General features: G+C 74.3%; 14 protein-coding genes. 3 read left to right on the top strand and 11 right to left on the bottom strand.

What is annotated here, in order from left to right:
* Nucleotides 1-48 precede the first annotated feature (48 nt).
* The 6 genes from AB0L06_RS19775 to AB0L06_RS19750 all read right to left on the bottom strand — a co-directional run bounded on the left by AB0L06_RS19775 (nucleotide 49) and on the right by AB0L06_RS19750 (nucleotide 4,557).
* On the bottom strand, nucleotides 49-1,566 hold the full coding sequence (locus AB0L06_RS19775; protein WP_500232473.1) for an MFS transporter: 1,518 nt from the start codon (nucleotides 1,564-1,566) through the stop codon (nucleotides 49-51).
* Nucleotides 1,563-2,024: an SRPBCC family protein gene (locus tag AB0L06_RS19770; protein ID WP_500232472.1), complete on the bottom strand. Its 462-nt coding sequence runs from the start codon at nucleotides 2,022-2,024 to the stop codon at nucleotides 1,563-1,565. The genes AB0L06_RS19775 and AB0L06_RS19770 overlap by 4 nt, the downstream gene beginning before the upstream one ends.
* Nucleotides 2,021-2,374, bottom strand: a complete 354-nt coding sequence (locus tag AB0L06_RS19765; protein ID WP_500232471.1) for an ArsR/SmtB family transcription factor — start codon at nucleotides 2,372-2,374, stop codon at nucleotides 2,021-2,023. Before AB0L06_RS19765 ends, AB0L06_RS19770 begins: the two co-directional genes overlap by 4 nt.
* 102 nt (nucleotides 2,375-2,476) lie before the next feature.
* Nucleotides 2,477-3,349 (bottom strand): pentapeptide repeat-containing protein, encoded by an 873-nt coding sequence (locus AB0L06_RS19760; RefSeq protein WP_500232470.1) that lies wholly within the window; start codon nucleotides 3,347-3,349, stop codon nucleotides 2,477-2,479.
* Nucleotides 3,350-3,355: 6 nt separating this feature from the next.
* Nucleotides 3,356-4,012 (bottom strand): HAD family hydrolase, encoded by a 657-nt coding sequence (locus AB0L06_RS19755; RefSeq protein ID WP_500232469.1) that lies wholly within the window; start codon nucleotides 4,010-4,012, stop codon nucleotides 3,356-3,358.
* Nucleotides 4,013-4,065: 53 nt separating this feature from the next.
* On the bottom strand, nucleotides 4,066-4,557 hold the full coding sequence (locus tag AB0L06_RS19750; protein ID WP_500232468.1) for a DUF1707 SHOCT-like domain-containing protein: 492 nt from the start codon (nucleotides 4,555-4,557) through the stop codon (nucleotides 4,066-4,068).
* Nucleotides 4,558-4,828: 271 nt separating this feature from the next.
* On the opposite strand from AB0L06_RS19750, the gene AB0L06_RS19745 reads away from it, so the two are divergent.
* The gene (locus AB0L06_RS19745; protein ID WP_500232467.1) at nucleotides 4,829-5,641 is read left to right on the top strand and encodes a phosphatase PAP2 family protein; all 813 of its coding nucleotides are present in this window, start codon (nucleotides 4,829-4,831) and stop codon (nucleotides 5,639-5,641) included.
* A 109-nt stretch (nucleotides 5,642-5,750) separates the two neighbouring features.
* Here AB0L06_RS19745 and AB0L06_RS19740 read toward each other — a convergent pair whose 3' ends face one another.
* Both AB0L06_RS19740 and AB0L06_RS19735 read right to left on the bottom strand, forming a co-directional pair.
* Nucleotides 5,751-6,377 (bottom strand): YigZ family protein, encoded by a 627-nt coding sequence (locus tag AB0L06_RS19740; protein WP_500232466.1) that lies wholly within the window; start codon nucleotides 6,375-6,377, stop codon nucleotides 5,751-5,753.
* 37 nt (nucleotides 6,378-6,414) lie between these two features.
* Nucleotides 6,415-7,242 carry an HAD-IIA family hydrolase gene (locus AB0L06_RS19735; RefSeq protein ID WP_500232465.1) on the bottom strand — a complete coding sequence of 276 codons (828 nt, stop codon included), beginning with the start codon at nucleotides 7,240-7,242 and terminating at the stop codon, nucleotides 6,415-6,417.
* A 111-nt stretch (nucleotides 7,243-7,353) separates the two neighbouring features.
* Here AB0L06_RS19735 and AB0L06_RS19730 point away from each other — a divergent pair, with 111 nt between their 5' ends.
* Nucleotides 7,354-7,782: a RidA family protein gene (locus AB0L06_RS19730; RefSeq protein ID WP_500232464.1), complete on the top strand. Its 429-nt coding sequence runs from the start codon at nucleotides 7,354-7,356 to the stop codon at nucleotides 7,780-7,782.
* A gap of 80 nt (nucleotides 7,783-7,862) precedes the next feature.
* On the opposite strand, the gene AB0L06_RS19725 is transcribed toward AB0L06_RS19730, so the two are convergent.
* Complete coding sequence (locus tag AB0L06_RS19725; protein ID WP_500232463.1) at nucleotides 7,863-9,785, bottom strand: acyl-CoA dehydrogenase family protein; 1,923 nt, start codon at nucleotides 9,783-9,785, stop codon at nucleotides 7,863-7,865.
* A gap of 162 nt (nucleotides 9,786-9,947) precedes the next feature.
* Nucleotides 9,948-11,264, bottom strand: coding sequence for an ACP S-malonyltransferase (locus tag AB0L06_RS19720; protein WP_500232462.1), 1,317 nt, complete (start codon nucleotides 11,262-11,264; stop codon nucleotides 9,948-9,950).
* 278 nt (nucleotides 11,265-11,542) lie between these two features.
* Here AB0L06_RS19720 and AB0L06_RS19715 point away from each other — a divergent pair, with 278 nt between their 5' ends.
* Complete coding sequence (locus AB0L06_RS19715; protein WP_500232461.1) at nucleotides 11,543-12,586, top strand: 3-oxoacyl-ACP synthase III family protein; 1,044 nt, start codon at nucleotides 11,543-11,545, stop codon at nucleotides 12,584-12,586.
* A 26-nt stretch (nucleotides 12,587-12,612) separates the two neighbouring features.
* Here AB0L06_RS19715 and AB0L06_RS19710 read toward each other — a convergent pair whose 3' ends face one another.
* On the bottom strand, nucleotides 12,613-13,824 hold the full coding sequence (locus tag AB0L06_RS19710) for a helix-turn-helix transcriptional regulator (protein WP_500232460.1): 1,212 nt from the start codon (nucleotides 13,822-13,824) through the stop codon (nucleotides 12,613-12,615).
* Nucleotides 13,825-13,852: the final 28 nt, after the last annotated feature.

Here is a 13,852-nt window from a genome sequence, read left to right as displayed (position 1 = left end):
CTTCGCTGGTAGGGCTGTTGACCGCCCAGGTCGCCCTCCACTCCTTGATCAGCGGCCGCGGGCAGGATCGGCATCGGGGTGTCGGTCGTCGGCCTGGGCGTGATGCGGCTGCTGGGCACTGCCAGGAATCGGATCGGATGGCCCCGCGAGGGCGGTTGCCGGCTCGGCGTGGGGGCGGCGGGGTCGCTTGCCGAGCAGTGTTGACGCGGTGATCAGTCCGAGGGCGGCGAAGACGGCGGCTGCTTCGAACGCGGTTTGCTGCCCGGCGGTGAGGGTGAGTTGTGCCGGTCCACTGGCGGTGGACGTGTGGGTGGCGGCGATGCTGGCGCAGATGGCGGCGCCGAGGGCGGTGCCGAGCGCGAAGGAGGTGTCGGCGAGGCCGGCGGCCAGGCCTGACTCGTTTTCGGGGACGCCGGTCAGTGCGGCGATCTGGGCGCAGACGGTGGCGGCGCCCATTCCTGCCCCGAAGACGCACAGGGCGGCTGGTAGGAGCCACGTCGGGCTGTTGGCCGATAGGTGGGTGAGTAGCAGGCAGGCGCAGCCGAGCAGGACGGTCCCGGCCGCGGCCACCCGCCTCATGCCGAGGCTGGTGGCGATCCGTTGGCTCAGCAGGGCGCCGGCGACAGCGGAGACGGTCATCACCGCGGCCGTCAGGCCGAACCGTGCCGCCGACCAGCCGAGCACCTGCTGCACGAAGTTGGTGAGGGTGATGAGCATGCCGTCGACGGTCATGCCGGCGGTGAGGAGCAGGAGGTTGCCGCCGATCAGCGTGCGCGAGCGCAGCACCCGGAAGGGGACGAGCGGGGCCACCGAGCGCTTCTCGATCAGGATGAACAGGCAGACCAGGATGGCCACGGCGGCCAGCAGCCCGAGGGTCCGCCCGTTCACCGACCCGGCCGTCGGCACGCGGGTGATCACGTACACGAGCAGGACGAGTGCCGGGGTGATGGTCAGCGCACCGGCGACATCGAAGGAGCGGGAGCGTGCCCGGTCCCTGCTCTCGCCCAGCGTGGTCGGGGCGAGCGCCAGCACGAGCAGCCCGACCGGGACGTTCACCCAGAACACCCACTGCCAGCCGAAGGCGTCGGTGATGACGCCGCCGAGCAGCAGACCGGCGGTGGCGCCGAACCCGCCGAGGCCGCCCCAGATGCCGAGCGCCTTGTTCCGCTCGGGTCCTTCGGGGAAGGCGTTCATCACCATCGACAACGCGGCCGGGGCGATGATCGCTGCCGAGACGCCCTGCAGCGCGCGGGCCGCCACCAGGACCTGGATGGACGGGGCGAGCCCGCACCCCAGCGAGGCCAGCACCCGCAGCGCCATTCCGGCCAGGAACATCCGCCGGCGTCCCAGCAGGTCCGCCGCGCGGCCGCACAACAACAGCAGCCCGCTGAAGGCCAGTGCGTAGGCCGTCACGGTCCACTGGACGGCAGGGCCGTGCAGGCTGAGGTCGCGTTCGATCGCGGGCAGGGCGGTGAGCAGGCTCGTGCCGTCCAGGATGGTCATGAAGAACGCCGCGCCCAGAAGCGCCAGGACCCGCCAGCGGCGGGCCTGCGAGGGCTTCGTCACCGTGGCTCGCCGACGCGGGACAGCTCGGCGGCCAGCGCGTCGAGCCAGGCACCGGTGCCCTGCTCCCGCCAGCTCGGCTCCTCACGGCCTTCGAGGAAGGTGCCCTGCTCGGTGAGCAGCAGCCGGGTGCCGCCGTCCGCGGGGTGGAACTCCACGGTCGTGAGCGACACCGTCGCCAGGTCCTCCCCCGCGCTAAGAGTGGAGGTGTAGACGATCCGCTCGTTCAGGACGATGTCCCGGTACCACGACTCGAACGTCAGCACCCGGCCACCGTCGCGGCGGCCGCGGTTGACCTCCCGCCCACCGACCCGGAAGTCCAGCTCGTGCTCGGCGTCGGGACCGGCGAACCAGCGGGCCTTCGCCGCGGGGTCGGCCCATGCGGCGAACACCCGGGCCGGTTTGGAGGCGTAGAGGCGTTCGAGACTGAACGTGGCATGCGCGACGACGCGGTCGGTCATGGTCGGCTCCCTTGGTCTGGGGTGTCGGGATGTTCGGCCAGGTAGCCGCCGAGTCGGTCGAGGCGCCGCTCCCAGGACGTGCGCTGGGCGGCGGTCCACTCCTCGGCCAGCCGCAGGACGCCCGGCTCGATGTGGCAGGTGCGGACCCTTCCGACCTTCTCGGAGCGGACCAGCCCGCACGTCTCCAGCACCTGCAGGTGCTGCATCACCGCCGGCAGCGACATGTCGAGCGGCCGGGCCAGCTCGCTGACCGAGGCCGGCCCGCGAACCAGCCGCTCGACGATGTCCCGGCGCGTGGCGTCCGCCAGCGCCTGGAACACCCGGTCCAACGCTTCTGGATGGTTAAGCACATGCCTAACTATGCGGCCGGGGAACCGGAAAGGTCAAGGAGTTTCTTAACTATTGCGGGGCGGTCCTGCGGGAGGCGTGGTCGAGTCTTCGGCCTTGGGGCGTCAGTGCCAGTGGGACGGGCGGGTGAGGTCGCCCGGGAGGCGGGTGGCGGCGTCGCCGCGCGCGGCGTTGAGCTGCGGTTGGGTGAGGAACAGCGTCGTGGACAGGTCCGCGCCGTTCAGGACGGTCGCGCGGAGGTCCGCGCCGAGCAGGTCGGCGTGGCTCAGGTCGACGCCGGTCAGGTCGGCGCCGATGAGGAGCGCGCCCCGCAGGTCCGCCGCCCGGAGGTCGGCGCGGCGCAGGTCCCGTCCGGTGAGATCGGCGCGGGCGTGGTCGCGCGGACGGGGGTTCTCGTGGTGGCGGGTGAGGCGGCTGGCGGTGCGGAGGACCTCGGCGGCCGCCGCGTGCAGGGCGGGGAGATCGGCGGCGAGGAGCGCGTCGGCGTCCTGGTGGGTCAGGTCGTCCAGCGTCGCGATCATGCCGGTGACCTGGGCGCGGACGGACGCGGCGGACGGCAGCGCCTCCGCGTGGCGCAGATGCCACAGCAGCTCGTGCAGATGCCGCATCACCGGATACGCGGCCGTCATCGCCGGGACGAGCTCGGGATGGTCACGCCAGTCACGTCCGCCGAACGTGTGCTGCGACAGCTTCTGCCCCGCACCCAGGCACTCGTAGACCGTGCAGCCGGTGAAGCCGCGGTCCCTCAGGCCCGAGTGGACGGTGCACCGGTGGTCGGCCGCGAGGTTCGGGCACGGCGTCCCGGCCGGCTTGGTGATCGCGAAGTCGCTCGAGCGCGTGAAGGGCAGACTGATGCAGCACAGCCCGAAACACGCGCCGCAGTCGGCGCGGAGATCATCGGGTCGGGTTCGGGGCGTGGCGGTCACGGGCGAGCCGATCTTGTCGAGAAGCCGGAGCGTGGCGGCGCGCGCCGCCACGCTCACTCATTGTGCCTGGTCGACGGGGGTGAGGAGGGCGCGGGCGAGACCGTAGGCGGCGGTCAGGTCGCCGCCGCGATAGTCCAGTGCCGCGAGATCGGCGAGGTGGTGGTCGGCGTTCACCGCCACGGTGTGCCGCAGGTGCCGGAACAGCGGCGCGTCCGACATCGAGTCCCCGTAGGCCACGCAGCGGTCCCAGGAGACCCCGTGGCGGGTGCGGACCCGGTCGGCGATCGTGACCTTGTCCGCCGGGGTGAGGATGTCGCCGGGCTCCGGCGGCCCGGCCAGCGGCAGCGGCGGGAACCGGGACGCGGCGACCTCGTCGAATCCCAGCTCGAGCAGGTGCCGCGCGAAGAAGTCCGGCGACATCGTGATCACCAGCGAGTGCTCGCCGCGCTCCCGGATGTCGGCGCACACCTCGGCGATCCCCTCCAGCCAGGGGCTCGCGGTGTAGGCGGCGGCGACCGTGTCGGCGGTGAGCCGGTCCCGCCAGATGCCGTACAGGGACGTGGAGAACGTTTTGGTGTCGATGGCTCCGGACGCGAAACGCGCCTCCAGGTCGTGCAGCTCCGTCTCGGTCCCGGTGTGGCGGGCGATCTGGAGGCTGGCGGTGGACCCGGTCAGCAGCGTGCCGTCCATGTCGAAAATGTGCAGGAATCCCACAAAACGATCATTCTCGCACTCCCCCGGACGGATCACGCCACCCGTTCTCCGGGCTAGCGGATTCCGCGGCGGCCCGCCGCGTCCCGGTCCCCGCGGCCCCGGTTCCGATTGTCGCGGGAGGGCCAGAAGACGTACGAGAGGAGGATCGCGCCCCAGATGCCCAGCGGCCAGGCGGGCCAGTAGTCCTCCAGGTGGCCCTGGCTGATCGACTTGGCCGCCCACAGCACCGTCATGATCACGGCGCCGCCGACCCAGTACAGGACCTCCTTGCGCGCGCGCAGCCGGTCGGCGCGGCGGTGCGCGGACGCGACGGCGGCCGCCGCGCGGGCGCCCGCCGTCCCGGACTCGGGCAGGTCGGCGGTGAGGGCGGCGAGCTCGGCCTGGGTGACCGCGCCCATCGCCCGGTCCAGGCGCGCCTGGTACTCGGCGGCGCTCAGCGCGCCGTCCGCCAGGGCGTCGCCCAGGCGCTCGGCGACGGCGTCGCGGTCCCGGTCACCGGCGCGCAGACCCGGTCGGACGGGCGGCTGCGTGAACGGGCTGCTCATGAGATCTCTCCTGCGTGGACGGCTGCTTCCAGTGTCACGTCGCCGGGACCGCGCGGGCATCGTCGGCGGTGACGAACCGCGCGTACCACTTTCGATGTAGGACGGGATGATCCGGCAGGAATCCGGTCCAACGTGACTCGGGTCGCGTTGTGGTGAACAGTGCGTGAACCGTCCTGGTCTGGTAGATGATCTGATCTGTCCCGGGACGCTTCTACTCCCGGGACCGCGCCGTCCCGAATCCGGGACGGCGCGCCGGACGTGGAGGGGGAGCATGCAAGCACCGGGTTTCAGTGCCGACTGGTACCGGAGCGTCACCGAGTTCGCACACGGGACGCCCGGCTGGGTGCACACCGGCGCGGAGGTCGGCACGGACGCGGGGCTGCTGGCGTTCGCCGCGCTGACCGCCGTCGTCTGGTGGCGGGCCCGGACCCGTGACGGCCGGGCGATGGCGATGGCCCTGCTCGTCCCGGTCTCGATGGTCTGCGCCTACCTGGTCAGCTCCAACGTCAAGGACGTCCTGAAGGAGGACCGTCCCTGCCGCGCCGTGCCGCACGCGATGAACATCGCCACGTGTCCCCCGCCCGGAGACTGGTCGTTCCCCAGCAACCACGCGACGATCGCCGCCGGAGCCGCGGCGGGACTGCTGGTGGCCTGGCGGGCCCTGGCACCTTGGGTCCTGTCGCTGGCGGTGCTCGAGGCGTTCTCCCGGGTGTTCGTCGGCGTGCACTACCCGCACGACGTCGCCGTCGGCCTCCTGGTCGGCCTCGCGGTCGCCACGGCCGTGTCGCTGCTCGCGGCGAAACTCGTCACGCCGCTGGTGGAGCGGCTGCGCGAGTGGGGACCGCTCGGGCCGCTCGTCCTCGGAGCGCCCGCCGCGGCGGCGCCCGTGCCCGCCTACGCGGACGGCGCCGGATACGGCTTCGGAGGCCGGCAGGACGTCCCGGTCGCGGGACACTCCCACCCGACCGGCCCCCGTCCCGCCATGCCCCAGCCGGGCAACGCGGCCGTGACGATGCCGGACCTGCCCGTCCTGGACGCTCAGGGCCGTCCGGCCCCCGGCCCCGGGCGTCACCGCCGCGGCTGAACCCGTCCGCGGTGCCTGCCGCAAGCCGTCCGAGGGGTCCGATCCGACGCCTCGGGCGGCTTTTTGGGTTGGGGCGCGACGATGCCTTGGCCGGGTGGTGCGGTGGGGGCTACTCGGTGACGGGGACTTCCGTGTGGCCGGTCCCGACCGTGCGCAGGCGCGCCTGCCCGGCGGTGACCTCCGCGGCCCACGCGGTGAAGTCGTCTAGGCCGTCCGACGGCACCGACACCTCGGCGTGGACGGCGTCGGCATACCGGACGTCACTCGGCTGCGGTCCGTGCGCGTGCAGATCGCCGAGGAACCGCCCGGCCAGCGCGTGGTCCACGGTCACCTCCACGTGCACCACCGGACGCAGCTCGACGACGCCGACCGCGTCGACCGCCTCCGACACCGACTGCGAGTACGCGCGGACCAGGCCGCCCGCGCCGAGCTTCACACCGCCGAAGTAGCGGGTGACGACGGCGGCCGTCCCGGTCAGGCCGCGCCGGACCAGGACCTCCAGCATCGGGATGCCCGCCGTCCCGGCTGGCTCCCCGTCGTCGCTGCTCTTGGTCAGCTCGCCGAACTCGCCCACCACGTACGCCGAGCAGTTGTGCGTGGCGTCGCGGTGGGCGCGCTTCTGGGCCGCGACGAACGCCGCCGCCTCGTTCTCGTCGGCGACCCGTGCGAGCGTGCACAGGAACCGGGAACGGCGGATCTCCAGCTCGTGCGAGCCGGACGCGGCGATCATGCGCATGGCGGCGGCCATCGGCGATCGGGGACGGGCGCCCCCGTCAGGAACCGGATCCGGCGTCGGTGCTCGTGCCGGGCTCGCGGGCGGGCGCGACCATGTCGACGACGTCGGCGATCGACGGCACCACGTGCGACGGGCGGAACGGGAACCGGTCCACCTCGTCCTTCCGCGTCACCCCCGACAGCACCAGGATCGTCTCCAGGCCCGCCTCGACGCCCGCGCGGACGTCGGTGTCCATCCGGTCGCCGATCATCACCGTGGTCTCGCTGTGCCCGCCTACCCGGTTCAGCGCCGTCCGCATCATCAGCGGGTTCGGCTTGCCGACGAAGTACGGCTCCACCCCGGTCGCCCGCGTGATCATCGCGGCGACCGCGCCGGTCGCGGGCAGCGAGCCCTCCGTGGACGGGCCGATCGGGTCGGGGTTGGTCGCGATGAACCGCGCGCCGCGCTCGATCAGCCGGATCGCCCGCGTGATCGACGAGAAGCTGTAGGTGCGGGTCTCCCCCAGCACCACGTAGTCGGGGTTCAGGTCCGTCAGCACGTACCCGGCCTCGTGCAGGGCCGTCGTCAGGCCCGCCTCGCCGATCACGTACGCCGACCCGTTCGGCCGCTGGTCCGACAGGAACTGCGAGGTCGCGAGCGCCGACGTCCAGATCGCCTCCTCGGCGACCGGCAGCCCCAGCGCGTGCAGCCGGGCCGACAGGTCCCGCGGCGTGTAGATGGAGTTGTTCGTCAGCACCAGGAACCGCTTGCCCGAGGCGGTCAGCCGCCTCAGGAACTCGTCCGCGCCGGGGATCGGGTGACCCTCGTGCACCAGGACCCCGTCCATGTCCGTCAGCCACGACTCGATCGGCCTGCGCTCACTCATACCGATCATTGTCGCAGCCCACCGGGGTGTTTCGCGCAACGCCCCACCTCAGCCTCGGTCCGCCCACGGGCCGTCCTCGCCGCCGCCCGGGGGGGCGGCTACGGTGGCGGGGTGAACGATCATGAACTGCGCACCGGGACCGACATCCGCCAGATCGACCCGCCCGGCCTCCCCGCCGGCCCCGGATACAGCCACGGCATCTCCGTCGAGGTGCCCGGACGGCTCGTCCTGGTCAGCGGGCAGGTCCCGGTGGACTCGGCGGGCGGGCTCGTCGGCCCCGGCGACCTCGCCGCCCAGACCCGGCAGGTGTTCCGCAACGTCGAGACCGTCCTCGCCGACGCGGGCGCGACCTGGGAGCACGTGGTGAAACTCGGCTACTACCTGCGGGACGCCTCCGGCGTCGTCGCCGTCCGGGACGTCCGCGCCGAGTTCGTCCCCGAACACGTCACACCCGCCGCGACCCTCGTGGAGGTGTCGCGGCTGGTGCGCGAGGAGTTCCTCGTCGAGATCGACGCGATGGCGGTCGTCCCGATCCGCTGACCCGGACGACCGCCCCGCACCGGACGGCCGCCACCGAGCCGGACGGCCGTCGGAGGACCGCCCGGCCTGCGCGGCGCGGTTCAGGTCGACGAGGTGGGCTCTCTCGGCGTGGCCGGAGCGGCGATCGGCGTCGGGGTGTCGAGCGCGGCGGCCAGGTCGCCGACGCGTCCGGCGAGACGGTCGCCGACCTCGCGGCGCCCGGCCCACACCCGCTCCAGCAGGCCCGGCCCGGCGACGCCGTGCTCCATCAGCAGCGCCGCGCGGCGCTCGATCCAGTCCAGCCCGTACAGGCGCAGCAGCGGCTGCAGCAGCGGCGCCGCCTCGTCCGGGACGTCCCGGGACGCCTCGGCCACGATCCGCAGGACGATCCCGTCGGCGGCGATCCGCGAGGTGGCGGCGGCGAGCGTCAGGTTGTCGTTCCACGCCGTGAACACCGCGTCCGCGTTGCCGGCGTCCGCGGCGGTCTGGGTGCTGAGGCGGGACGTCAGGAGGTGTTCCAGCGACGCCGCCAGGTTCCGGCACATCGCCGGGGAACCGAACTCCCCCGCCTCCTCCGGCACCGGATCGGGCGCGGGGGGCGGGTCGGCGGCCAGCGCGCGGGCGGTGTCGAACAGGATCAGCTCGTTGTCGCCGCCCGCGTTCTGGTAGGCGTGCGTCAGCCCCCGGTAGCCGTTCAGGCGGTTGGACGCGGCGAAGCCCGGCGCGCCCGCGCGCACCCGGCACGCGCCCACCACGTCCTGGGCCTGCTCGGTCACGGCCGCCTTCAGCAGGGCCAGATCACGGTCCACCGCCGACCACGGCGCCCATGCCGCGCCGCCCGTCCCGGCGCTGGACGGCGGCGCCGCCGGGGCGCGGCCGAGCGGACGCGGCCCCTTCACCCGGTCGGCGACCAGCGTCAGCGCGTACGCCGACGCCAGCGCGCCGAGCATCGCCTCCCGCTGGTTGCGGTAGTCCCCCAGCGGACGGCGCGGAGCGAGCCGTCCCAGGGTGGCGCGCCCGGCGGTGTGCGCGACGAGGGTGACCGCCGAGGCCCGCGCGAGCGCCGCGCACGCCGACACCACCGCCCGCCACACCGGCGGCGCGATCCCCATCGACCGCACCAGCCGCTCGCCCGGCCCGCCGGCCGGGTCGTGGAACCCGCCGTCCGGCTCCAGGCGCGCGCCGTCGGAGAGCCACGCCTCGAACGGCACCGCCACCTCGGTCAGGGTGACCGCGCCGTAGTCCACCATCAGCCCGAACGTGTCGGGCGCGGGCGTGATCCGCACCCCCGGCGGCGTCGAGCCGTCCGCGGCGCGCAGCGGGACGGTGAACACGAACACGCCGCGCTCCCGTCCGCCGTGCACGAGCGTGGCGTACACGGCGGCGACCTTCGGCACGCCCGGATGGGCGGTGTTGGTGGGGAACTTCGCGGCGGCCGCGTCCGGCGTGGTCAGCACGAACCCGCCCGTCTCCGGGTCGTGGCGGGCGAGGGTGCGCGGTGACAGGTGGCTGTTGCTGCGGCCGATCTCGGTCATCAGCAGCGTTCCGGCCGCGTCCATCGACTCCAGCGCGTCCCGGTCCGGGCGCGGGCCCGTCCCGTCCCGCGGGGTGAACTTCGCGATCGGGCCGAGCGCGAGCGTGTAGTGCAGCATCAGCACGTGGAACAGTGCCGGGTCGGCGACCGCGCAGCGCTCCAGCAGACCGCACAGCAGCGGCGGATCGTCCAGCAGGTCCAAGGCGGGCGGCGCGGCCAGGCCCGCCGCCTGCATCCGCCGGTAGGTCAGGCCCTGCCGCTCTGACAGGGTCAGCCCGTCGGGGTAACCGAAGAACGCGGCCGGGACCGCCTCGGCGATCATCAGCCGTTCCTTCGCGTCGAGCCGGCCCTCCGGGGCGGTGCCGCGCATCCAGTCGCGCAGCGCGGACGCGTCGGCCGGCGGCTCCACCGGCGTCGCGTCCGGTTCGAACGCCACCGCGAACGGATCGGCGGAACCAGAATGATCGGACGGATCGGACGGTCGGGTCATGCGGTGCTCCTGTCGCGACACGAAACCGAACAGAACCTTGCGGATGACGAAGATCGAGATGGCGGCGGGCACGCGGACGGAACGGCCGCACCGAAGGACCGGCTGGTCACTCGGGTGGCCGGGCATGCGATCGGAGGGGTCGTTCCGTCCGCGCGAGGAGGGTCAGGTGTCGCTGGCCTCCCCGCCTGCCTCGGGCGCCGGACGCGTCGGGAGGGACACCGGCGCCTCTCCGGACCGGATCTCCGGCGCGGCCTTGCCGACCGGCGGCCTGCCGCCGGGACGCGGACGCTCCCGCAGCGGCGCGACCGTCGCGACGTCCGGGACGGTCAGCCGCGCGCACCGGCACAGCGCGTCGCCCGCACCCGCCTCCACGAACACCGTCGCGCCGGCCTTGGCGACCTCGACCAGGGTGTCGGGAAGCCGGACGGGCCGCACGATGCAGTCCGCCAGCGCCCGGTGCAGATCGTCGTCGTCACGGTAGGCGCGGCCCCGCACCGGCGAGTGCACGGCCGTCTCCAGCGGACGCCTCGGGAAATGCCGGATCATCTCATACCACTCGTGGTCGGCCCCGGCCAGGGCCGGATGGTGCGACAGGTACGGGACGGCGAGCCGCACCGCCTTCACACCCCGGTCGCGCGCCGCCTCCAGCAGTGCGTCCAGCTCGGCGTCCTGGCCGGACACGACCGTGGCGGACGCCGCGTTCAGGCACGCCACCACCACCTCCCCCGACGCCGCCGACCGCGCGCCGACGCGTCCGCCGGGAAGGACCCGGTGCGCGTCGGCGACCGGACGTCCCTCCCGGGCCTCGCGCGCCAGCCGCGCGACCTCGGCGATGAGGGCGCGGGTGTCGTCTTCGGAGGCCTCCAGCAGGCCCATGCCGCCGCCCGCGCCGCGCCGCGCCAGGACGTCCACCGCCGAAAGCGCCATGCGCGCGCCGTCGGTGATGGAGAACGCGCCCGCGCACACCATCGCGGCGATCTCGCCGAAGCTCTGCCCGACCGCGAACGCCGGGACGACCCCGGACGCGCGCAGCACCCGGTCGACCGCGACCGAGGCGGTGTAGGCGGCCAGCTGCGCGACGCCGGGCGTGCGGGCCGCGGCGCGGTAGGCGTCGGGCTCGTCCAGCAGGATCCGCCGCATCGACGGCCACCCGCCACCGGGGCCGTCCTGTCCTGTCGGGTCGTCCTGCTTTGCGGGACCGTCCTGCTTTGCGGGACCGTCCTGCTTTGGGGAGCCGTCCTCTCTCGCGGGGGTGCCAGGGCCTGACGGGCCGCCGGGGGGAGGGAGCGCCTCGGCGACGGCGTCGAGCACGTCGCCGACGACACGGGCGGCGGCGGGGCCGGTTGCGGCCAACGCGCCCAGATCGGGTGCACCGGCGGCGCCGGTGCCGGGGAACAGGAACGCGCTGACCTCGTCGGGATCTGCGAGTCGCGAGGCCCACGGGGGTCGTGAGGCCCCTGGGGGCGACGTGGGGGTCACTCCGCACTCCTAACCGGGAAGGCACACTTCCACTTCTCGACGGACAAACGCCATACAAGAACTAGATATAGAAAGCGGATTGCGAAATGGGATTATTCACTCATGGAATCGAGGCGCCGACAAGCGCCTCCTCCTCGGTTCGACCGGCCGGTCACCCGCAGAACGACCGGCCGGTCACCATGGGTGAAAGGATGAACGCCACAAAGCACAACAAAAGCCGCGCCGCCACCAGGACCACCGAAATCCGGCCCTCCCCGGCCGGATGGGGGGAGCACGACGTGACGATCCCGTATGCCATCCCGTACGCCATCCGCGGCACCGGCGCCTACCTGCCCGAGCAGCGGATCCCCAGCACCGAGCTGTCGGCCGGACTCGGCCTCGACCCGCACTGGATCGAGAGCCGCACCGGCATCCGCGCCCGGCACCGCGCCGCCCCCGACCAGGCCTCCTCCGACCTGGCCGCCCACGCGGCCCGCGACGCCCTCGCCGCGGCCGGGATCGACGCGGGCGACCTCGCCCTCATCGTCCTCGGCACCTCCACCCCCGACGAGATCGGCCCCGCCACCGCCTGCCGCGTCCAGGCCCTCCTCGGCGCGCACCGCGCCGCCGCCTTCGACGTCGCCGCCGCCTGCACCGGCTTCCTGCACGCCCTGCAGACCGCGGCCGGCCTCCTCACCGCCTCCCCCACCGTCCCGGACGGCGCGGCCGTCCGCCCCGGCGGCGGCCCCTACGCGCTGGTCATCGGCGTCGAGGTCTACTCCCGCTTCCTCGACCCCGCCGACCGCGCCACCAGCGCCCTGTTCGGCGACGGCGCCGCCGCCGCCGTCCTCGGCCCCGTCCCCGCCCCTGGCGGCATCACCGCCATGGGCATGGGCGCCGACGGGACCCGCGCGGACGACGTCCTCATCCCCGCAGGTGGCAGCCGCCGGCCCGCCACCGAGGCCACCGTCGCCGCCCTCGACCACACCATCCGCATGGACGGCTCGGCCGTCCGGGACTTCATCATCGACGTGTTCCCCCGCCTGGTCACCGAGGTCACCGGCGCCGCCGGTGTGAAGGCCGGCGACCTCGCCCTGGTCGTCCCGCACCAGCCCAACCCCAAGCTTGTCGCCTCCCTCGCCCCCGCCGCCGGACTCGACCCCGCCCAGCTCGCCATCGCCGGACAGGACGTCGGCAACATCGGCGCCGCCAGCCTCCCCTACGCCCTGCACCGCGCCGTCACCGACGGCCGCGTCCACGCGGGAGACCAGGTCCTGCTCGCCGGCTTCGGCGCCGGGCTCACCTGGGCCCACGTCCTCATCACCTGGCCCGACCTCGACTGACCCCCGGCGCCACGCGCGCCCCGTGGTCAGCCGCCCCGCCGACCGTCCGCCGCGTCCCGGCGGACGTCGGTGGCGGCGGCCTCCGGAGAGGTCCCACCGCTCGCGCCGGTCCCGCTGGTCGCGCCGGTCGGCGGTCCGGCGGCGCGCAGCAGGCGCGCGCCCGCCTCCCGCAGCCGGTCCGCCAGCTCCGGCGGCTCGAGCACGGTGAACTCCAACTCCAGATGCGCCAGGCGCATCGCCGTCCACTCCAGCGAATCCGGCAGCGTGCGCAGCAGGCACGAGCCGTCGTCCAAGGGCTCGATCTCCTCCCGCCTCACCCGCAACCGGTCCGCGAGCACCTCCGCCGGAGCGTGCACCCGCAACACCGCCCGCACCACCGGACGGCCACCCGCCCGCGACCGCCGCACCCACGCCGCCGGATCCCCACCCGGAACCTCCCGCCGCGGCACCCGCACCCCCGTCGGGAACACCTCGTCCACCCGATCCAGCCGGAACGTCCGCCACGCCCCCGACCCGCCCCCGCCGGACGCGTCGTCGCGGGCCTCCAGGTCGAACGCGACCAGGTACCAGCGGCGGCTCGCCGCCACCAGCGCCGACGGTTCGACCAGCCGCCGCGACACCCGGCCCTCCCGGTCCCGGTACCCGAACCGGACCCGCTCGCCGTCCCTGACCGCCGCCGCCAGCACAGCCAGCGCCCCTGGATCCACCCGCGGGCCCGCGTCCGGGCCGTCCACCGGCACCGTCGCCCGCGCCACCGCCGCCACCCGGCGCCGCAACCGCGCCGGAAGCACCTGCTCCAGTTTCGCCAGCGCCCGCAGCGCCGCCTCCCCGCCCGCGCCGTCCGCCTCATCCGACAGCGCACCCGCGGCGCCCGCCGCCGATCCCCCGGACGCCGCCGCGACCAGGCCCACCGCGACCGCCACCGCCTCGGCGTCGTCCAGCAGCAGCGGCGCGACCGCCGCGCCCGCCTCGAGCCGGTACCCGCCGACCGGGCCCGCCGCCGCCCGCACCGGATAGTCCAGCGCCCGCAACCGCTCCACATCCCGCCGGACGGTCCGCACCGACACCCCCAGGCGCCGCGCCAGCTCCGGGCCGCTCCACTCCCGCCGCGCCTGCAGCAACCCCAGCAGCCGCAGCAAGCGCGCCGCCGTTCCCGACGGCCCGTCCAAGGCCCCCGGCGAACCGTCCCCCGCCGCCTCGGTCCCGCCGCCCCACCCGTTCTCCGGCTCAGCGCTCATACCTCCAGCATGCCCGCCAATGAGGACA

Source organism: Spirillospora sp. NPDC052269, assembly GCF_040679435.1.
Classification (GTDB): domain Bacteria; phylum Actinomycetota; class Actinomycetes; order Streptosporangiales; family Streptosporangiaceae; genus Spirillospora.
The sequence above is the reverse complement of the archived record's forward strand: the minus strand, read 5'-3'. Positions and strand labels throughout refer to the sequence as shown.